Source organism: Rhodanobacter sp. UC4452_H20 (assembly GCF_052978205.1).
In genome coordinates, this window is sequence record NZ_CM129662.1 from 653,010 (window position 1) to 671,748 (window position 18,739).

The 18,739-nt window shown below is 68.3% G+C and carries 16 protein-coding genes; 11 read left to right on the plus strand and 5 right to left on the minus strand.

The window, feature by feature from the left end:
• Positions 1–118: 118 nt before the first annotated feature.
• Both ACVCMC_RS03140 and cysS read right to left on the minus strand, forming a co-directional pair.
• Positions 119–553 carry a SufE family protein gene (locus ACVCMC_RS03140; RefSeq protein ID WP_447098644.1) on the minus strand — a complete coding sequence of 145 codons (435 nt, stop codon included), beginning with the start codon at positions 551–553 and terminating at the stop codon, positions 119–121.
• 55 nt (positions 554–608) lie between these two features.
• Complete coding sequence (gene cysS, locus ACVCMC_RS03145) at positions 609–1,982, minus strand: cysteine--tRNA ligase (protein ID WP_447098645.1); 1,374 nt, start codon at positions 1,980–1,982, stop codon at positions 609–611.
• 250 nt (positions 1,983–2,232) lie between these two features.
• Between cysS and ACVCMC_RS03150 the strand changes: the two genes are divergently transcribed.
• The 11 genes from ACVCMC_RS03150 to ACVCMC_RS03200 all read left to right on the plus strand — a co-directional run bounded on the left by ACVCMC_RS03150 (position 2,233) and on the right by ACVCMC_RS03200 (position 13,778).
• Positions 2,233–2,757, plus strand: a complete 525-nt coding sequence (locus tag ACVCMC_RS03150) for a glycine zipper 2TM domain-containing protein (RefSeq protein ID WP_395119164.1) — start codon at positions 2,233–2,235, stop codon at positions 2,755–2,757.
• A 393-nt stretch (positions 2,758–3,150) separates the two neighbouring features.
• Positions 3,151–4,158, plus strand: coding sequence for an N-acetylornithine carbamoyltransferase (locus ACVCMC_RS03155; protein WP_447098646.1), 1,008 nt, complete (start codon positions 3,151–3,153; stop codon positions 4,156–4,158).
• 6 nt (positions 4,159–4,164) lie between these two features.
• Positions 4,165–4,788, plus strand: a complete 624-nt coding sequence (locus ACVCMC_RS03160; protein ID WP_447098647.1) for an FMN-binding negative transcriptional regulator — start codon at positions 4,165–4,167, stop codon at positions 4,786–4,788.
• A complete protein-coding gene (locus ACVCMC_RS03165) occupies positions 4,785–5,258 on the plus strand; it encodes an OsmC family protein (RefSeq protein ID WP_377306531.1) in 474 nt (157 codons plus the stop codon). Before ACVCMC_RS03160 ends, ACVCMC_RS03165 begins: the two co-directional genes overlap by 4 nt.
• Positions 5,259–5,286: 28 nt before the next feature.
• Entirely contained in the window at positions 5,287–6,480 is a 1,194-nt protein-coding gene (locus tag ACVCMC_RS03170; RefSeq protein WP_447098648.1) for an argininosuccinate synthase, read from the plus strand.
• A complete protein-coding gene (locus tag ACVCMC_RS03175; RefSeq protein ID WP_447098649.1) occupies positions 6,477–7,610 on the plus strand; it encodes an acetylornithine deacetylase in 1,134 nt (377 codons plus the stop codon). The genes ACVCMC_RS03170 and ACVCMC_RS03175 overlap by 4 nt, the downstream gene beginning before the upstream one ends.
• Before the next feature lie 16 nt (positions 7,611–7,626).
• Positions 7,627–8,946 carry an acetylglutamate kinase gene (locus tag ACVCMC_RS03180; protein ID WP_447098650.1) on the plus strand — a complete coding sequence of 440 codons (1,320 nt, stop codon included), beginning with the start codon at positions 7,627–7,629 and terminating at the stop codon, positions 8,944–8,946.
• Between the two features lie 3 nt (positions 8,947–8,949).
• Complete coding sequence (gene argC / locus ACVCMC_RS03185; protein ID WP_447098651.1) at positions 8,950–9,912, plus strand: N-acetyl-gamma-glutamyl-phosphate reductase; 963 nt, start codon at positions 8,950–8,952, stop codon at positions 9,910–9,912.
• Positions 9,913–10,020: 108 nt separating this feature from the next.
• Positions 10,021–11,316: an argininosuccinate lyase gene (gene argH / locus ACVCMC_RS03190; RefSeq protein ID WP_447098652.1), complete on the plus strand. Its 1,296-nt coding sequence runs from the start codon at positions 10,021–10,023 to the stop codon at positions 11,314–11,316.
• A gap of 15 nt (positions 11,317–11,331) precedes the next feature.
• Positions 11,332–12,519, plus strand: a complete 1,188-nt coding sequence (gene proB, locus ACVCMC_RS03195) for a glutamate 5-kinase (RefSeq protein WP_447098653.1) — start codon at positions 11,332–11,334, stop codon at positions 12,517–12,519.
• Positions 12,516–13,778 (plus strand): glutamate-5-semialdehyde dehydrogenase, encoded by a 1,263-nt coding sequence (locus tag ACVCMC_RS03200; RefSeq protein ID WP_447098654.1) that lies wholly within the window; start codon positions 12,516–12,518, stop codon positions 13,776–13,778. The genes proB and ACVCMC_RS03200 overlap by 4 nt, the downstream gene beginning before the upstream one ends.
• Before the next feature lie 18 nt (positions 13,779–13,796).
• Here the strand turns inward: ACVCMC_RS03200 and ACVCMC_RS03205 are convergent, their stop codons facing one another.
• The 3 genes from ACVCMC_RS03205 to ACVCMC_RS03215 form a co-directional block, all read right to left on the minus strand.
• Positions 13,797–14,840 carry a tellurite resistance/C4-dicarboxylate transporter family protein gene (locus tag ACVCMC_RS03205; RefSeq protein ID WP_447098655.1) on the minus strand — a complete coding sequence of 348 codons (1,044 nt, stop codon included), beginning with the start codon at positions 14,838–14,840 and terminating at the stop codon, positions 13,797–13,799.
• A 79-nt stretch (positions 14,841–14,919) separates the two neighbouring features.
• Positions 14,920–17,226, minus strand: a complete 2,307-nt coding sequence (locus ACVCMC_RS03210; protein ID WP_447098656.1) for a transferrin receptor-like dimerization domain-containing protein — start codon at positions 17,224–17,226, stop codon at positions 14,920–14,922.
• A 4-nt stretch (positions 17,227–17,230) separates the two neighbouring features.
• Positions 17,231–18,670 (minus strand): hypothetical protein, encoded by a 1,440-nt coding sequence (locus tag ACVCMC_RS03215; RefSeq protein ID WP_447098657.1) that lies wholly within the window; start codon positions 18,668–18,670, stop codon positions 17,231–17,233.
• Between the last annotated feature and the right edge of the window lie 69 nt (positions 18,671–18,739).

Below are 18,739 nucleotides of genomic sequence, written 5' to 3' on the forward strand. Positions count from 1 at the left end.
GCTTCGAGCGGGGCTTTTTGCGAGGAGCGAGTGAAGATGAGTGGGAGAGGAGCCGGAGCGCGACACGCCGTTGCCTTCTCTCATTCCTCGCTTCTCTTTGCTCGCTTCCCTTCCTTGCTCACTTTTGTCCCGCCGCTGCCGCGGCGTATCCCTTCAACTTCGCCAGCATCGCCGTCAGGCCGTTCGAGCGGGTGGGTGAAAGGTGCTTGGCCAGGCCGATCGTGCCGACGAAGCCGGGTTCGGTGGCCACGATCTCCGCGGCCGGGCGGTCGGAGTAGACGCGCAGCACCAGCGCGATCAGGCCCGAGACGATGGCGGAGTCGCTGGTGGCTTCGAAGTGCATGCAAGACGCATCGCCACTGGGCACCAGCCACACCATCGACTGGCAGCCGTGCACGCGCCAAGCTTCGGTCTTGCACTCCTCGGGAAACGGCGGCAATTGCCGCCCGAGGTCGATCAGGTACTGATAGCGCTCGCTCCAGTCGCCGAGAAAGGCGAACTCTTCGGCGATTTCCTGCTGGGCCTGGTCGGTGCTGCTGGCGGCGATATTCATGCGGCCATTATCGCGCGTAGCAGGGCGGGAAATGAAACCCGCTCCGGCATGGCCGTCAGGCCTTGGCGATGCTCCACCGCGTGCCCTGTGCACCATCCTCGATCACCACGCCCATCGCAGCAAGCTCGTCGCGGATCGCGTCGGCGCGGGCGAAATCGCGGGCGCTGCGGGCGACGCGACGCGCTTCCAGCAAGGCCTCGACTTGCGCGGCATCCACGTGCACGCCGCCGGAGTGCTTGAACCATGCTTCCGGGTCCTGCTGCAGCAGGCCGAGCAGGGCGCCGCCGCCGAGCAGATCGGCCTTGGCCGCGGGCGTGCCGTATTGACGCGCGGCGTCTGCAAGCACGGCCAGTTCGGCCAGCGCCAGGGGCGTGTTGAGGTCGTCGCAAAGCGCCGCCTCGACGGCGGCCGGCACGGGCAGCCGCGATGCGTCGATCGCCACGTCGGCAAGGTCGCGCAGCACCCGGTACCAGCCGTCCAGCGTGCTGACCGACTGCTGGATGGCGCCGTCGGACCAGTCCAGCGGCTGCCGGTAGTGGCCGCTGAGCAGGCGCAGGCGCAGCGCCTCGGGCGGGTGGAGTTTCAGCAGCTCGTGCACCAGCAGCACGTTGCCCAGCGACTTGGACATCTTGCGGCCGTCGAAGGTGAGCATGCCGTTGTGCATCCACCAGCGCGCGAAGGTCTTGCCGCCGTGCGCGCAGGTGGATTGCGCGATCTCGTTCTCGTGATGCGGGAACAGCAGGTCGACGCCGCCGGCGTGGATGTCGATGGTCTCGCCCAGTTGCGCGGCGCACATCGCCGAGCACTCGATGTGCCAGCCGGGGCGACCGCGCCCCCACGGGCTGTCCCAGCCGGCCAGTTCGGGCGTGGAGGGCTTCCACAGCACGAAATCGGTGGGGTTCTTCTTGTATGGCGCGATTTCCACGCGTGCGCCGGCGATCAACTCTTCGGTGTCGCGGCCGGAGAGCGCGCCGTAGTCGGGGTACGAGCCGACGTCGAACAGTACATGGCCTTCGGCCGCGTACGCGTGGCCGCCGGCGATCAGCGCCTCGTTCATGGCGATGATCGCGCCGATGTGCGCGGTGGCGTGCGGCTCCAGGTCTGGCGGCGCAATGCCCAGCCCGGCCATGTCCTCGCGATAGGCGCGCGCGTAGCGCTCGGTGATGATCGAGATCGGCACGCCTTCGGCCAATGCCGCGGCATTGATCTTGTCCTCGACGTCGGTGATGTTGCGGGCATACACCACCTGCGGGTAGTGCCGCCGCAGCAGCCGCGCCAGCACGTCGAACACCACCGGCCCGCGCGCGTTGCCGATGTGCACGTAGTTGTAGACCGTCGGTCCGCACAGGTACATCGTGACGCGCGCGGGATCCAGCGGAACAAACGGTTCGGTGCGGCGCGTCAGGCTGTTGTAGAGCGAAATCGGCATCGGTCACATCCGCGAGGGAGTCGGCGGTCGGGCGGGGCAGGTTGCGCATCTTAACAAGCGACGATGCCGCTCGTGCCCGGCGGATCGCCCGCTCCTGGCCGGACCCGGCGATCCGTGATGCCGTCGGCCTTGCGGCAAACGGTCGCCACGGCTGAACAGGCCGGTCCGGCCTAAGCGTGTATTCATAGTGAATTTGCTGCAATGCTGCCAGTCCGCGCGTGGCGTGGAACGTGCATCACGGGAGCAGGTCATGGTCAAGCTATGGGTTTCCGCGTTGGTGCTGGCCATGATGGCAGCCGGCGCGCACGCGCAGAATGCGCCGTACCCCAACGATGACGGCAATGCCCACTACGGCTGGGCCGACGTGCTGCGCGCCGACCCGGTGCATGGCGTGACGCGCACCAACGTGCCGCGGCAGGAGTGCTACGACCAGCAGGTGGTGCGCCACGAGGGCGGCAACAGCACCGCCGGCACGGTGCTGGGCGCGGTGATCGGTGGCGTGCTGGGCAACACCGTGGGCAAGGGCGACGGGCGCAAGGCGGCGACGGTCGCCGGTGCCGTGGCCGGTGGCGCGATCGGCAACCGCAGCACGCGCGGTCGCGATTACGAGAGCACGCAGACCCAGTGCCGCGAGGTGAACACGGTCAGCGAGCAGCGCCGGATCATCGGCTACGACGTGGAATATCGCTATCGCGGCGAGGTCTACATGTCGCGGCTGGACTACGATCCGGGCGAGCGCCTGCGCGTGCGGGTTTCCGTCACCCCGGTGGATTGATCCCGACTTCCGCTCATCCATCCCGCCGCCCCTCTCGGGCGGCGATTTTTTTCAGACGCCGATACTTGCCGGACAGGCACTGACCTGGCGCAGATTTTTGTTGCATGGCAGCGAAATTCTCGCCATGATAGCCGCCGACCACCCGGAACATCGCATGTCTTCAGCCGTCTATACCGCCACCGTACTTACCAGCGCCCGCGCGGCCGCTGGCATGACGTCGCGTGCGCGCCGACCGATGACTCGACATCCGGCCGGGTAGGCAGTCGCACGCGTTTCTTGTGCATCGACGACAAACCCGGCCCTTGTGCCGGGTTTTTTGTGTTTATTTCACGCGGATCCATCCGCAACACCCCGGCCATCCATGGCCGGACTCTTCAATAAGGCATCGACTTCATGACCATTCGGCATTTCTTGACCACCCAGGATTACAGCCGCGCCGAGATCGACGCGCTGCTGGAACAGGCCTCCGCGTTCAAGCGCTCGCCGCGCGGCCAGCAGCTCGCCGGCAAGTCGATCGCATTGCTGTTCTTCAATCCCTCGATGCGCACCCGCACCAGCTTCGAGCTGGGCGCGTTCCAGTTGGGTGGCCACGCGATCGTGCTGGCGCCGGGCAAGGACGCGTGGCCGATCGAGTTCGAGGTTGGCAGCGTGATGGACGGCGATACCGAGGAGCACATCGCCGAGGTGGCGCGGGTGCTGTCGCGTTACGTCGACCTGATCGCGGTGCGCGCGTTCCCGAAATTCCAGGACTGGGCGGTGGATCGCCAGAACAAGGTGATCAAGGCGTTTGCGCACTACGCCACGGTGCCGGTGATCAACATGGAGACGATCACCCATCCCTGCCAAGAACTGGCCCACGCGCTTGCGCTGAAGGAGCACCTGGGCGACCTGCAGAACAGGAAGTACGTGCTGACCTGGACCTATCACCCGAAGCCGCTGAACACCGCGGTGGCGAATTCGGCGCTGCTGATCGCGACCAAGCTGGGCATGGACGTGACCCTGCTTTGCCCGACGCCCGACTACGTGCTGGACGAGCGCTACATGGCGTTTGGCCGTCTGAACGCCGAACAGAACGGCGGCTCGCTGAAGGTCAGCCATGACATCGAGGAAGCCTACACCGGGGCCGACGTGGTCTACGCCAAGAGCTGGGGCGCGCTGCCGTTCTTCGGTCGCTGGGAAGAGGAGAAGCCTGTGCGCGAAGCGAACAGGCACTTCATCGTCGACGAGGCGAAGATGGCGCTCACCAACCACGGCCTGTTCAGCCACTGCCTGCCGCTGCGCCGGAACATCAAGGCCACCGACGCGGTGATGGATTCGCCCGCCTGCATCGCCATCGACGAGGCCGAGAACCGCCTGCACGTGCAGAAGGCGGTGATGGCGTCGTTGATCGGCCAGGGTTGAGCCGCCATGTATACGCCGAAGCATTTTGTGGAAAGCCGCGTCGAATCCCTGCACGGGCTGATTCGCGCATACCCGTTCGCCACGCTGGTGACCCGCGCGGCCGACGGATTGACGGCCAATCACCTGCCGTTCGAACTCGTCGGCGAGGTGCTGCACGGCCATGTCGCCCGCGGCAACGAGTTGGCGCGACTGGACGGCGCCGAGGTGCTGCTGGTGTTCCAGGGTCCGGACGGCTACATCAGCCCGAACTGGTATCCCAGCAAGCACGAGACCGGGCGCGAGGTGCCGACCTGGAACTACGCGGTGGTGCACGTGCACGGCCGGCTGCGCGTGATCGACGACGCGACGTGGCTGCGTCGTCTGCTGGAAACCTTGACCGATCACCATGAAGCGGGCCAGCCGCAGCCATGGAAGATCAGCGACGCGCCGGACGACCATATCGAGACCTCGCTGCGCGCGATCGTCGGCCTCGAAGTCTCGATCGATCGCATCGAAGGCAAGTTCAAGCTGAGCCAGAACCATCCCGCGCGCAACCGTGCGGGCGTGATCGCCGGGCTGCGCGAGCGCGACGGCGATAGCGACGCGGAACTGGCCGCATGGATGTCCCGACAAGAGGAATCGAAACCGTGAACCATCAGCATCACTATCGCGTTGCCGTGGAATGGACGGGCAACCTCGGCAGCGGCACGGACGGCTACCGCAACTACAGCCGCGACCACGTCATCCGCATCGACGGCAAGCCGGCGATCGCCGGTTCGTCCGACCCCACCTTCCGCGGCGATGCCGCGAAGCACAATCCCGAGGACATGCTGGTCACGGCATTGTCGACCTGCCACATGCTGTCGTATCTGCACATGGCCACCGTGGCCGGCGTGGTGGTGACGGCGTACAGCGACGCTGCCGAAGGCACGATGGCCACCGAAGGCGATGGCGGCCGTTTCGTCGAAGTGGTGCTGCGCCCCACGGTGACCATCACTGCCGCCAGCGACCCGGCCAAGGCCGAGGCCGCGCACGAGGCGGCGCATCACGCCTGCTTCATCGCCAATTCCGTGAATTTCCCGGTGCGCTGCGAGCCGCGCGTCGTCGTCGAATCCGCCTGACCACCCTTCTTTCCAGGATCTGCAAGCCATGAGCAAAGACATCGTCCTCGCCTTTTCCGGCGGCCTCGACACCAGCTTCTGCGTGCCTTACCTGCAGGAGCGTGGCTGGGCCGTGCACACCGTGTTTGCCGATACCGGTGGTGTCGACGCCGAAGAGCGCGCCTTCATCGAGAACCGCGCGAAGGAGCTGGGCGTGGCCAGCCACGTCACGGTCGATGGCGGCCCGGCGATCTGGGCGGGCTTCGTCAAGCCGTTCGTGTGGGCGGGCGAGGGTTACCAGGGCCAGTACCCGCTGCTGGTGTCCGACCGCTACCTGATCGTCGAGGCCGCGCTGAAGCGCGCCGCCGAACTGGGCACGAAGGCGATCGCGCATGGCTGCACCGGCATGGGCAACGACCAGGTGCGTTTCGACCTGGCGGTGAAGGCGCTGGGCGACTACCAGATCGTGGCGCCGATCCGCGAGATCCAGAAGGAACACACGCAGACGCGCGCCTACGAGCAGAAGTACCTGGAAGACCGCGGCTTCGGCGTGCGCGCCAAGCAGCAGGCGTACACCATCAACGAGAACCTGCTCGGCCTGACCATGTCCGGCGGCGAGATCGACCGGTGGCAGGCGCCCGGCGCCGGCGCGGTGGGCTGGTGCAAGCCGCGCGCCGAATGGCCGTCCAAACCGCTGCGGGTGAAGATCGGCTTCGTCAACGGCGAGGCGGTGACGCTGGACGGCGAGGCGATTGCAGGGCACGCCATGCTGGCGAAGCTCAACGGCCTGTTTGCGCAGTACGGCGTGGGCCGCGGCCTGTACACCGGCGACACCACGATCGGCCTGAAGGGCCGCATCATCTTCGAGGCGCCGGGCCTGACCGCGCTGCTCGCCGCGCACCGCGCGCTGGAGGAAGCCGTGCTCAGCAAGCAGCAGAACCGCTTCAAGCCGGAAGTGGCGCGCAAGTGGGTGGAGCTGGTCTACGAGGGCTTCTTCCACGACCCGCTGAAGACCGACCTGGAGGCGTTCCTGGCGTCCAGCCAGTCCACCGTCAACGGCACGGTGACGCTGGAGACGAACGGCGGCAGCGTCGGCGCGGTGGCGGTGGAGTCGAATCACATCCTCAACGCCAAGGGCGCCACCTATGCGCAGTCGGCCGACTGGGGCGTGGAGGAGGCCGAGGGTTTCATCAAGCTGTTCGGCATGAGCAGCACGCTGTGGGCCGAGGTCAATCGCGGATGAGCGCCTTGCTCGATGCCACGCTGAAGCACCTGGCGGCGCTGGTCGGTTTCGACACGCGCAACCCGCCGCGCGCGATCGATACCGGCGGCATCTTCGACTACCTGCGCGCGCAGCTGCCCGGCTTCGACGTGACGGTGAACGACTTCGGTGCCGGCGCGGTGGCCCTGCACGCGGTGCGCGGCGAGCCGAAGGTCCTGTTCAACGTGCACCTGGACACCGTGCCGGACTCGCCGGCGTGGACGGCCGATCCGCACGCGTTGCGGGTCACTGCCGATCGCGCGATCGGCCTGGGCGCGTGCGACATCAAGGGGGCGGCGGCGGCGCTGCTGGCGGTGGCGAATGCCAGTCACGGCGACCTGGCTCTGCTGTTCACCACCGACGAGGAGGCGAACGACGCGCGCTGCATCGCCGGCTTCCTGCGCGAACCGCATGCCTACGACGCGGTGATCGTGGCCGAACCCACGAAGGGCGAGGCGGTGCTGGCGCATCGCGGCATCCAGTCGGTGCTGATGCGCTTCGCCGGCCAGGCCGGGCATGCCTCGGGCGAGCAGAAGCCGGGCGACAGCGCGCTGCACCAAGCCGTGCGCTGGGGCAACGCGGCGCTGGATTTCGTGGCGGCGCAGTCGCACGAGCGCTTCGGCGGCCTCACCGGCCTGCGTTTCAACATTGGCCGCATCGAGGGCGGCATCAAGGCGAACATGATCGCGCCGACGGCGGAAGTGCGCTTCGGCTTTCGCGCCTTGCCCACGATGAATCCGGATCACCTGCTGATCCGATTCCGCAATCTGGTGGAACCGCCGCCGGTGGAGTTCGCCGAGACTTTTCGTGGCGCCTCGCTGCCGGCCGGCGATACCGCCAACGCCGAGGCGAACCGGCTGGTCGCGCGCGACGTGGCCGACGAGCTGGGCATCCCGGTTGGCAACGCGGTGGACTTCTGGACCGAAGCGGCGCTGTTCTCCGCCGCAGGCTATACCGCCTTCGTCTACGGCCCCGGCGACATCGCCCAGGCGCACAGCGCCGACGAGTGGGTCGCGCTGGATCAACTCGAACACTATGCGCAAACGGTTTATCGAATCGTTGAGAAGTCCGGCCAGGGACGGCCGGTTTTTGACCCCCGCGATCATGGATGAGCGCAAGGAACAAACAATGGACACGGCTAGGCACAACACCCGCAAGACCATCGTGCGCCTGCTCTCCAGCATGGGCAGCGCGAAGGAAATCCAACAGTACCTGAAGCGCTTCTCCGAGGTGGACGCCAAGCGCTTTGCCGTGGTGAAGGTCGGCGGCGCGGTGCTGCGCGACGAGCTGGCCGATCTGGCCTCGTCGCTGACTTTCCTGCAGCAGGTGGGGTTGACCCCGATCGTGCTGCACGGCGCCGGTCCGCAGTTGGACGAGGAACTGGCTGCCGCCGGCATCGAGAAGCACACCATCGACGGTCTGCGCGTGACCTCGCCCAAGGCGCTCGGCATCGTGCGCCGCGTGTTCCAGCAGCAGAACCTGAAACTGGTCGAGGCACTGCAGTCGATGGATACGCGCGCCACCTCGGTGGCGACGGGCGTGTTCATGGCCGACTACCTGGACCGCGATACCTACGGTCTGGTCGGCAAGGTCCGCAGCATCAACCTGGCGCCGATCGAGGCCAGCCTGCGCGCGAACTCCATCCCGGTGATCGCCAGCCTGGGCGAAACCGACGAAGGGCAGATCCTCAACGTCAACGCCGACTTCGCCGCGAACGAACTGGTGCGCGTGCTGCAGCCGTACAAGATCGTGTTCCTCACCGGCACGGGAGGCCTGCTCGACGAGCACGGCAAAGTGATCGATTCGATCAATCTGAGCACCGAGTTCGATCACTTGATGGCGCAGCCTTGGATCAACGGTGGCATGCGCCTGAAGATCGAGCAGATCGCCGACCTGCTGGCCGACCTGCCGCTGACCTCGTCGGTGTCGATCACCCGCCCGTCCGAACTGGCCAAGGAGCTGTTCACCCACAAGGGTTCCGGCACCCTCGTGCGACGCGGCGAGAAGGTGCTGCGCTTCGACTCCTGGGACGGCGTGGACCGCGCGCGCATGCGCACGCTGATCGAGTCCAGCTTCGGCCGCCGCCTGGTGCCGGACTACTTCGAGCGCACGCGGCCGTTCCGCATCTACGTCAGCGAGAACTACCGTGCCGCCATGATCCTGGTCGAGGAGGTCGGCTTGCCGTATCTCGACAAGTTCGCCGTGCTCGACGACGCGCAGGGCGAAGGTCTCGGCCGCGCGGTGTGGCAGGTGATGCGCGAAGAGAATCCGCGGCTGTTCTGGCGTTCGCGCCACCACAATCAGGTCAACATCTTCTACTACGCCGAGTCGGACGGCTGCATCAAACAGCCGCGCTGGAAGGTGTTCTGGTACGGCATCGACAATCTCGACACGATTTCCCGCTGCGTGGCGCATTGCGCGCAACGCCGGCCGACACTGGTGGATTGAGTCATGGACACGAACAGGAAAACGGTAGGCATCGTCGGCGCGCGTGGCCACACCGGCATGGAACTGATCCGCTTGATCGCGGCGCACCCGCTTCTGCAACTGGCCTTCGTTTCCTCGCGTGAGCTGGACGGCCAGCGAGTGGCCGATCACGTCGACGGTTTCGCCGGCGAACTGCGCTACGCCAGCCTGGACCCGGCCGCGGTGGTGGCGCAGGGCGCCGACGTGGTGATCCTGGCGCTGCCGAACGGCAAGGCGGCGCCGTTCGTCGAGGCGATCGACGCGGCGAAGCCGGACACGTTGATCCTCGACCTTTCCGCCGACTACCGCTTCGATCCGTCGTGGTACTACGGCCTGCCGGAACTCACCCGCGACAAGTGGCGGGGCGAGAAGCGCATCAGCAACCCCGGCTGTTACGCCACAGCCATGCAGCTCTCCATCGCGCCGCTGAAGGACCTGCTGGCCGCGCCACCGGTGTGCTTCGGCGTCTCCGGCTACTCCGGCGCCGGTACCACGCCGTCGGACAAGAACGATCCGGGCAAGCTGCGCGACAACCTGATGCCGTACGCGCTCACCGGCCACATGCACGAGAAGGAAGCCTCGTTCCGGCTCGGCGTGCCAGTGGAGTTCATGCCGCACGTGGCGCCGCACTTCCGCGGGCTCACCGTCACCACCAACCTGTATCTCACCCGCCCGCTGAAACGCGATGACGTGCTGCAGCGTTTCCATGCCGCCTACGACAGCGAGAAGCTGGCCGTCGTGACCGACGAGGCGCCGTGGGTCAGCCGCATCGCGCACCGCCACCATGCCGAGGTCGGCGGCTTCGCGGTATCGGCCGACGGCAAGCGCGTGGTGATCGTGGCCACGCTGGACAACCTGCTGAAAGGCGCCGCGACGCAGGCGATGCAGAACATCAACCGCGCGCTCGGCGTGGACGAATACACCGCGATTCCAGTGGAGCAGGAGTGAGGGAAGAGGAGTGAGGAGTGAGAGAAAAGCTCACACTCCCGGCGCTCCCGCCCCCTCTGCTCTTGATCTCTCTCACTCCTCACTCCTCTCAACTCACTTCTGGCTCCCATGACCCAACCCCTCTGGCAAAAAGCCGGCATCCGGATCGACGCGAAGATCATGCAGTTCCTCGCCGGCGACGACGTGCTGCTGGACCGCGAGTTCTTCCTGCACGACATCGCCGCCAGCAAGGCGCACGTGGAAGGGCTGGCCAACATCGGCGTGGTCAACGCCGACGAAGCCGCCGCGCTGAAGCGCGAACTGGATGCGCTGGCCGGTGACTTCACCAGCGGCGCCTTTGTGCTGGACGAGCGCTACGAGGACGGCCATTCGGCGATCGAGGCCCGCCTCACCGAACGCCTCGGCGACGCCGGCCGCCGCGTGCACACCGGGCGCAGCCGCAACGACCAGATCCTGGTCGCCACCCGGCTGTGGCTGAAGGACAAGCTGGCCGCGCTGGAGGCGCATTGCCGTGCGATCGCCGAGGCCTGCCTTGAGCGCGCGTCGCAAGAAGCCGTGCCGATGCCCGGCTACACCCACCTGCAGCGTGCGGTGGTGTCGTCCACCGCGATGTGGTTTGCCGGCTTCGCCGAGGGCTTCATCGACAATGCGCTGCGCGCGCGGCAGACGATGACGCTGATCGACGCGAACCCGCTCGGCACCGCCGCCGGCTACGGCGTGAACATGAAACTCGATCGCGAGTACACCACCCGGGCGCTCGGCTTCGCGCGCATGCAGATATCGCCGATCTACGCGCAGCTGTCGCGCGGCAAGTTCGAGATGGCCGCGCTGGAGGCGATCGGCGGTGCGCTGCTCGACCTGCGAAGGATGGCGTGGGACCTGTCGCTGTTCACCACCGCCGAATTCGACTTCGTCAAATTGCCGGCCGAGTACACCACCGGCAGCTCGATCATGCCGAACAAGCGCAACCCCGACGTGATCGAACTGCTGCGCGCCAGCTACGCCAGCGTGGCCGCCGCGCGCACCGAGATCGAACAGCTGCTGTCGCTGCCGTCCGGCTACCAGCGCGACCTGCAGTTCTCCAAGGGCTCGATCTTCCATGGCGTGCGCCATGGCCTGATGGCGCTGGAACTGGTACCCGACCTGCTGGCGCGGTTCGCGTGGAACGAAGCCGCGATGCGCGCGGCGATCGAGCCGGCGATGTACGCCACCGACGTGGCGATCGAGCAGGCCGCCGCCGGCGTGCCGTTCCGCGACGCGTATCGCGCGGCGGCGGAAACCGCGGCATCCGCGGGGCAGGGGCGCACGCCCGAAGGCAGCCTCGCCGCGCGCGTCTCGCCGGGCGCCGGCAACGACCTGCGACTGGATGAACTGCACGCGCGATTGCGTGCGCTCGACGACTGAAGCGGAGGCACGGGCATGGCGGCGATCGACACGGGGAACACGCACACCGGCCTGCCCGCGCAGGCATTGCCCTCCTGGCGCCGCGCCGTGCTGAAAGTGGGCAGCAACCTGCTTGCCGCCGACGGCGGCGGCCTCACCCCGCGTCATGCCGAAGCGCTGGCCGGTTTCGTTGCCGCCAGCCATGCCGAAGGCCGAGAAGTGGTACTGGTGTCCTCCGGCGCGGTGGCGGCCGGGCGCGCGCTGCTGCGCCAGCATGCGCGCGACATCGGCGGCCTCGCCGCGCGGCAGGCGCTGGCCGCGCTGGGGCAGGCGCCGATGGTCGCGCTGTGGCAATCGCTGTCCGCGCGGCCGGTGGCGCAGGTGCTGCTGACCCACGACGACCTGCGCAACCGCCGCCGCTACCTCAACGCGCGCGCCACGTTGCGCGAGTTGCTGCAGCTCGGCGTGCTGCCGGTGGTCAACGAGAACGACACCGTGTCGGTGGATGAACTGAAGCTCGGCGACAACGACAACCTTGCCGCCATCGTGGCCGCGCTGGTCGACGCCGACCTGCTGCTGATCGCCTCCGACGTCGATGCGCTGTACAGCGCCGACCCGCGGCGCGATCCCGCGGCCGTGCCGATCGCGCAGGTGGCCGCGCTGACCCCGGAGATCGTCGCGATGGCCGGCGACAGCGGCAGCGCGGCCGGCACCGGCGGCATGCGCACCAAGCTGCAGGCCGCGGCGAAAGCTGCCGCCGCCGGCATCCCCACGGCCTTGTTCAGCGGGCGCGAGGCGGCCACCGTGCAGGCACTGCAGCGCGGGCAGTTGCGCGGCACGCTGATCGCCGCGGCTTCAACGCGACTGCAGGCGCGCAAGTACTGGCTGCGCCACGCACCCGCCGCGCCGGGCCGCATCCGTATCGACGCCGGTGCGGTGAAGGCGCTGGCCGGCGGGCGCGTCTCGCTGCTGCCGGGTGGCGTGCTTGGCGCCGACGGCGAGTTCCACCGCGGCGACCTGGTGGAGATCGTCGACGCGGACGGTGCCGCCGTCGCGCGCGGACTCAGCCAGTACGGCGCCGCCGAAGTGCGCCGTCTGGCCGGCCGGCACAGCCGCGAGATCGACGGCGTGCTCGGCTACAGCTACGGCGACGAGGTGGTGCATCGCGACGACCTCGTCGGCATGAGTCGCCCGGTTGCGTCCGGGCAGGAGATCAGCACATGAGCACGATCCGCGAACAGGCCCTGGCTTGCCGTGACGCCGCCCAAGTCGTTGCGGCGCTGGGCAGCGAGGCGAAGCGCGCGCTGCTGCGCGACATGGCTGCGGCGCTGGAAGCGCAGTCCGCCGCGGTGCTGGCCGCCAACGCCGAAGACATGCGCCAGACCGCGGCGAAAGGCGTGCAGGGCGCCATGCTCGACCGCCTGCGGCTGGACCAGGCACGCGTGGCCGGCATCGCCAACGCGCTGCGCGACGTCGCCGAGCTGCCCGATCCGGTCGGCGTGACGACGCGCCGCGAGACACGGCCGAACGGGCTGTCGGTGGAGCGCGTGCGCATCCCGCTCGGCGTGATCGCGATGATCTACGAGGCGCGTCCGAACGTCACCGCCGACGCCGCCGCGCTGTGCCTGATGGCCGGCAACGCGGTGATCCTGCGCGGCGGCTCCGAGGCGATCCATTCCAACACCGCGATCGCCGCGGCGCTGAAGTCGGCACTGGAGGCGCACGGCGTGCCGACCGCCGCCGTGACCCTCGTCGACGACCTGCGCCGCGAGACGATGGTCGAACTGCTGCAGCTGGTCGACATCGTCGACCTGGCCATCCCGCGCGGCGGCGAAGGCCTGATCCGTTTCGTCGCCGAACACGCGCGCGTGCCGGTGATCAAGCACTACAAGGGCGTCTGTCACCTGTACGTGGATCGCGCCGCCGACCTCGACCTGGCGTTGGACCTGCTGCTCGACGGCAAGACCTCGCGCCCCGGCGTGTGCAACGCGCTGGAGACGTTGCTGGTGCATCGCGACGTCGCCGAAGCGTTCTTGCCACGCGCAACGCAGGCACTGTGCGAGCGCGGCGTCGAGCTGCGCGGCGACGAGCGCAGCCGCGCCCTGGTGCCCGACATGCGCGCGGCGACCGACGACGACTACGCCGCCGAGTTCCTCGACCTGATCCTCGCCGTGCGCGTGGTGGACGACCTCGACGACGCCATCGCCCACATCCGCCGCTACGGCTCCGACCACACCGAAGTCATCGCCACCGCCGACGAAACCGCCGCGCAACGCTTCGTGCAGGCGATCCGTTCCGCCGTGGTGATGGTCAACGCCTCCTCCCGTTTCAGCGACGGCGGTGAACTCGGCCTCGGCGCCGAGATCGGCATCTCCACCACGCGGCTACACGCCTACGGGCCGATGGGCGCCGAGGCGCTGACCATCGAACGCTTCGTGCTGCGCGGCGACGGCCAGGTGCGGCACGCCGAAAGCCGCCGGTGAAGGCGCGCATCGTGCGCCTCAGCCCCGCACGAAGGCGCGCCGCCAGTGCCGCAGTGCACCGGCCGCCACCAGCAGCCAGGCCAGCAGGCTGATGTAGACGCCGAGGTCGGACACCGGCTGCAGCAGATCCAGGTCCAGTGCCTGTGCCAGCGCATTCGTGCCGACCGTGTACATGCCCAGCGGAAACACGATGTCCCAGTCGTCCACCGCGTAGCGCAGGCGCACGTGGCGCATGCCGTGGCGCCACAGCTCGAGGATCGCCAGCAGCGGAATCCACCAGGTGGCGCTGGCCCAGAAGAACAGGGTGAAGCCCTTGACGAAGGGCACCAGCGCACCGAGCGACGGTTGCGCCGGCGCATGCAGCACCAGCAGGCTGCCGGCCAGCGTGGTGATCGCCAGCGCGCCCATGTTGATCCAGTACGGCGGCGTGAAGCCGCTGGCCGGCAGCGGCAGGAACAGCAGGCGGTAGAAGATCAGCGTGATCAGGATCAGGTACAGCGCCGCACCGACCAGGTACAGGCACAGCGCGGCGAACAGCCAGCCGAGCATGGGCGCCGCATGACCGTGCGCCACCAGCAGGGTGAGCGCCACTGCCAGCGCCTGCGTCGACACCACCGCCACCAGCCAGCCGCCATTGATGCTGCGCCGGAAGCCGGGCTTGCGCTGGCCGGTGATCACGGCGAGCAGCAGCAAGTACGACAGGCAGCCCCAGCCGACCGCGCCGAGCACGGTCAACGCGACGGCCCAATGCGGCAGCGGAACCACCAGCACGCACTGGCTGGCCAGCACACCGCTGGCCGCGACGAAGGTGAGAAAGCCCGCGCCCCGCGCCGGGTTGGTGAAGTCGTCCAGCACCTCGCGCCGGGCATGCACGAGGCGCAGCGCGTTCAGCGCCAGCAGCAGCACGAAGGCCACCGCGTTCAGCACGAACAGCGCACGTGCCAGCACGGGCATGCCGTGCTGGCCGGCATCGATGGAGACGATGCCGGTGGCCATCACCAGCGCGAACGCGCCGGGGTCCAGCTTGCGGATGCTCGATGGAAGGGTGCGGCTCGGCATCATCGTCCTGGCTCCGGCGAGCGGCCGTCCGGGTGACGGCCGGCGGGCGATCCATCCTTGGATTCGCCGTGGTTTGCGCCGGTCAGCTCGACGGGGTCAGCAAACGGGTCAGCTGGTCGAGTTGGGCGCGGTAGTGGTCAAGCACCTGCGCAGTGATCGTTGCATAGCGGTTCGCCTCGTCCCAGCGCCGTGCCTCGATCGCCTCACGCACGCCGGGAACCGTCTTGACGCCGTAGCCGGTGAGCATGCCTGGGGCGTAGATGAAGTGCCGGAACCACGGCCGGCCGGGCAGGCCGTCGGCATCGGTCAGCGCCTGTTCCATCCGGCCCATCTGCCGGTTGATCTGGCGCAGCCGCGCGGCGGGCAGGGCAAAGCCGTCGGCGGCCTGCCGCGCGTAGGCGGCCTGGAACGCCTGCGCGCTCTGCTCCAGCTGGCTGGCGGCGCGGTCCAGCGGGGCCAGCTCGATCGCCGGCACATCGGAGTCGCGCGCCGGCGGCAGCAGCGGCCGGGTCGGGTCGCTGTCCAGCGCGTAGGCATGCGCGTCGAGCAACTGGTGCTGTTGCGCCGTTGCCTTGCGCGTCTTCTCGATCAGCTTGTGCAGTTCGCCGACGTAGCGGCCCAGGGTCTGGCTGAAATCGCCGAAGCGCAGCGGCAGCACATCGGCATCGGCGCTGCGCAACACGATGTGGCCGGCCACCTTGGCCAGCGCCACGCCGTACTCGAAGGTGGGATCGCCGAAGCGGGCGTAATGGTCGAACGAGTCGTAGCGCGAGTGATAGATGCCGGCATTGTCGTCCTCGCCGCCGAAGCCCAGGTCGAGCGAGGCGATGCCGAGATGTTCCAGGAACGGGCTGTAATCGGAGCCGGAGCCCAGTGCCTCGATCGGCAAATCGCCGCCGCTGGCTGCCGCCTTGGCATTGGCCTTGGCTTCGGGTTTCGCCTTGGGATCGCTGCCTTCGATCATCAGGTGCGCCCGCCAGCGCTTGCCCACGCTCACGCGGGTTTCCGGATCGGTCACGCCGTCGGCGACCTGGTTGACCAGATGCTGCAGCGAATGGCTGCCGCCGGCGCCGAGGAAGCCGCGGCCGTTGGTATCCGAGTTGATGTAGAGCACGGCCTTGGCCTGCAGCTCCTTCGCGTGCGCCTCGGCCCATTCGGTGGAACCGAGCAGGCCCGGTTCCTCGCCGTCCCAGCTGGCGTAGACCAGGGTGCGCTGCGGCCGCCAACCCTGCTTGAGCAGGCCGCCGATGGCCTTGGCCTCGGCCATCAGGGCTACGTTGCCGGCCAGCGGGTCCCATGCGCCGAACACCCAGCCGTCGTGGTGGTTGCCGCGGATGATCCACTGGTCCGGCGCGCGGGCGCCCTCGATCTTCGCGATCACGTCGTAGATCGGCTTGCGGTTCCAGTCCGACAGCACGGTCAGGTGCGCCTTGGCCGTGCTCGGGCCCACGTGGTAGGTCAGCGGCAGTGCGCCGCGCCAGGCTGCGGGTGCCACCGGGCCGCCCAGCGACTTCAGCAGCGGCGTGGCGTCGGCGTAGGAGATCGGCAGCACCGGAATCTTCAGCAGGGTCTTCGCGTCCTTGATCGCCAGCCGCTTGGCGCCGGGCGTGGAGCCGATGCCGGGGGTCAGCGGATCGCCGGGATATTGCTGCATGTCGGCGACCGAGCCGCGCTGCACGCCTTCGGGCGGGCGCCAGCCGCCTTCGGGCCAGGTGTCGCCCTGGGCGTAGCCGTCATCGTGCGGGTCGGAGTAGATCAGGCAGCCGACCGCGCCATGCTCCTGCGCCAGCTTCGGCTTGAGCCCGCGCCAGCCGCCGCCGTAGCGGGTGATAACGATCTTGCCGCGCACGTCGATGCCGCGGCGCACCAGCTCCTTGTAGTCGTCCGGCATGCCGTAGTTGGCGTAGACCAGTGGTGCGGTGACATCGCCGTCGCCGCCGTAGACGTTGTATGGCGGCAGCGCGCCGGGCAGCGCCGAAGTGGCATCGCCGGCGACCGGCGGCTCGTGCAGGGTGGCGGTGAACGGCTGCGGCCCGAGCAGTTCCAGCGCGACTTTCTTCGGCGTCGGATACAACACCTCGAACGTCTCGATGTGCGCATCCCAGCCCCAGGCGCGGAACTTCTCCAGCATGAACTCGGCATTCGCCTTGTCGTGCGGCGAGCCGACCTGGTTCGGCGCCGATGCCATCTGCTTCAACCAGTCGCGCAGCTCGGCCGGGTCGAGCTGGGCGTCGAAACGTCGTTCCAGGTCGAGTTGGGTGGTGGCATGCGCGGGCGTGAAGCCGAGCAGGCCGGCTTGCGATGGGGCGGCGGGTTCCGCTCCGACGGCGGCGAAGGTCGCAAGCGCACACGCCGTGGCAAGCAGTACGCGCATTCTGTGGTGGGTCATGGAATCAGTTCCCCTGGTCGACGGAGGGTTGCGCCACGTCGCCGCGAACCGGCGTGGACACGGGCCCGGCAGTGGCTGCCGGGGGCTGGGAGGGCGGTGGCCGCGGGTTGCGGTCCCTGATCGTGACGTTCTGTGAAAACAGCGTGGCGTTGTTCTCGCCGCTGTAGACCACGCGGTACTTGCCGGGCCGCAGGTAGAGCTCGCTGGCGGGCGCCGCGCCGCCGCTGCGCACGCGGTCGCTGGGCACGGCGTTGAGCGGCACCGGATCGAGCACCACGCGATCGGCCGGGATGGCATCGTTGCCTTCGCTGGCGTAACGCGCCTCCACCATGCAGGGAAAATGCTGGTTGCAGCGTTCGCCATCCACGTAATACGGCTTGCGTTCGCCGCCCAGGCTGAGCCAGGTCGGGCGGCCGCGACGCATGGATGTCGGCGGGAACCACACGCTGAGGTCGTAGCCCGGCCGCAACGACCACGGTTTGCCGGCGTCGTCCACGAACACGATGGGGCCGGTCGGTTGCAACTTCTTCATGACCGGCTCGTAGTACGGATGATTGCCGCCGACATCGGGGTGGTCGTACAGCATGGTCTGCTCGACGGTGAGCGGGTCGATGTCGATCAGCCGGCGCAGGTGCTGGGCCATCGAGGCGCCGCCCAGGTAGGCGCCGGATTCCTGGATGTGCGCGTAGCCGGCGTTGACCACCACGCGCGCGTCGGGATGGTCCTTGAACACCTGCCGGTACAGGTTGCGCGCCTGCTCCGCTTCGCGTGCGTCGCCGGAGGCATCGGACAGCGCCTCGTAGCCGACCACCTTGTAGCCGAGCCGCAACGCGGTGCGCACCATTTCCGCGCAGACCGGTTCCTGCGTGTAGAAGCCGCTGTCCTTGGTCGGGTATCCCCGCGCCTGCAGCCCCTTGTCGGTCTGGTAGACCGTCTCGGCCGCGAAATAGTCGTAACCCTCGGCGCGCAGTCGCGCCAGCATCTGCACCGTCAGGCTGCGGGTGAGCGGGATGTTGTGCGCCTCGTTGAAGAACACCGCCCGGCGCCCTTTCGCCAGCCGCGCGATCGCCGTCAGGGCAGACTCGGCGTGGTGGACCCCGTCGTCCAACGGCAAGGGGCGGTCGTCGGGCAACGCTCCCTGCCTGATCGAGAAGCTGGTCGCCGCGTCCGGGTAATCGCCGATGAAGGTCTGATACCAGCTCAGGTACTGGCTGAAAATGACCTGGAAAGCAGGGTCGTTGTTGCCGACGGAGGCGTAGCGCATCACCTGGAACTGGGCCAGCAGGCCGTTGCGCTTGTCGGCGTCGCGCATGATCGCCTCGGATTCCTGCGACGCCTTGAGTTGCCTGGCCTGCCAGTGCGCCGGCGATTGCGCATGGCCGGAGCCGGGCAGGCCGGCGATCGCGGCGCAGGCGGCGGCGAACAGAATGCTGGTACAGCGCATGGAACCTCCCGTGAGTCGGTGGGTTTGCGTGGCCATCCCGCGGCGGTGGAACCGCAACCCGTGCACGTT

What these genes read in the sequence shown, in the direction of transcription:
- ACVCMC_RS03160 (WP_447098647.1), top strand. Translation starts at nt 4,165, where the DNA reads ATGTATACGCCGAAGCATTTTGTGGAAAGCCGCGTCGAATCCCTGCAC.
- ACVCMC_RS03170 (WP_447098648.1), top strand. Translation starts at nt 5,287, where the DNA reads ATGAGCAAAGACATCGTCCTCGCCTTTTCCGGCGGCCTCGACACCAGC.
- argC (WP_447098651.1), top strand. Translation starts at nt 8,950, where the DNA reads ATGGACACGAACAGGAAAACGGTAGGCATCGTCGGCGCGCGTGGCCAC.
- ACVCMC_RS03140 (WP_447098644.1), bottom strand. Translation starts at nt 553, where the DNA reads ATGAATATCGCCGCCAGCAGCACCGACCAGGCCCAGCAGGAAATCGCC.
- argH (WP_447098652.1), top strand. Translation starts at nt 10,021, where the DNA reads ATGACCCAACCCCTCTGGCAAAAAGCCGGCATCCGGATCGACGCGAAG.
- proB (WP_447098653.1), top strand. Translation starts at nt 11,332, where the DNA reads ATGGCGGCGATCGACACGGGGAACACGCACACCGGCCTGCCCGCGCAG.
- ACVCMC_RS03180 (WP_447098650.1), top strand. Translation starts at nt 7,627, where the DNA reads ATGGACACGGCTAGGCACAACACCCGCAAGACCATCGTGCGCCTGCTC.
- ACVCMC_RS03175 (WP_447098649.1), top strand. Translation starts at nt 6,477, where the DNA reads ATGAGCGCCTTGCTCGATGCCACGCTGAAGCACCTGGCGGCGCTGGTC.
- cysS (WP_447098645.1), bottom strand. Translation starts at nt 1,982, where the DNA reads ATGCCGATTTCGCTCTACAACAGCCTGACGCGCCGCACCGAACCGTTT.
- ACVCMC_RS03155 (WP_447098646.1), top strand. Translation starts at nt 3,151, where the DNA reads ATGACCATTCGGCATTTCTTGACCACCCAGGATTACAGCCGCGCCGAG.
- ACVCMC_RS03205 (WP_447098655.1), bottom strand. Translation starts at nt 14,840, where the DNA reads ATGATGCCGAGCCGCACCCTTCCATCGAGCATCCGCAAGCTGGACCCC.
- ACVCMC_RS03200 (WP_447098654.1), top strand. Translation starts at nt 12,516, where the DNA reads ATGAGCACGATCCGCGAACAGGCCCTGGCTTGCCGTGACGCCGCCCAA.
- ACVCMC_RS03215 (WP_447098657.1), bottom strand. Translation starts at nt 18,670, where the DNA reads ATGCGCTGTACCAGCATTCTGTTCGCCGCCGCCTGCGCCGCGATCGCC.
- ACVCMC_RS03150 (WP_395119164.1), top strand. Translation starts at nt 2,233, where the DNA reads ATGGTCAAGCTATGGGTTTCCGCGTTGGTGCTGGCCATGATGGCAGCC.
- ACVCMC_RS03210 (WP_447098656.1), bottom strand. Translation starts at nt 17,226, where the DNA reads ATGACCCACCACAGAATGCGCGTACTGCTTGCCACGGCGTGTGCGCTT.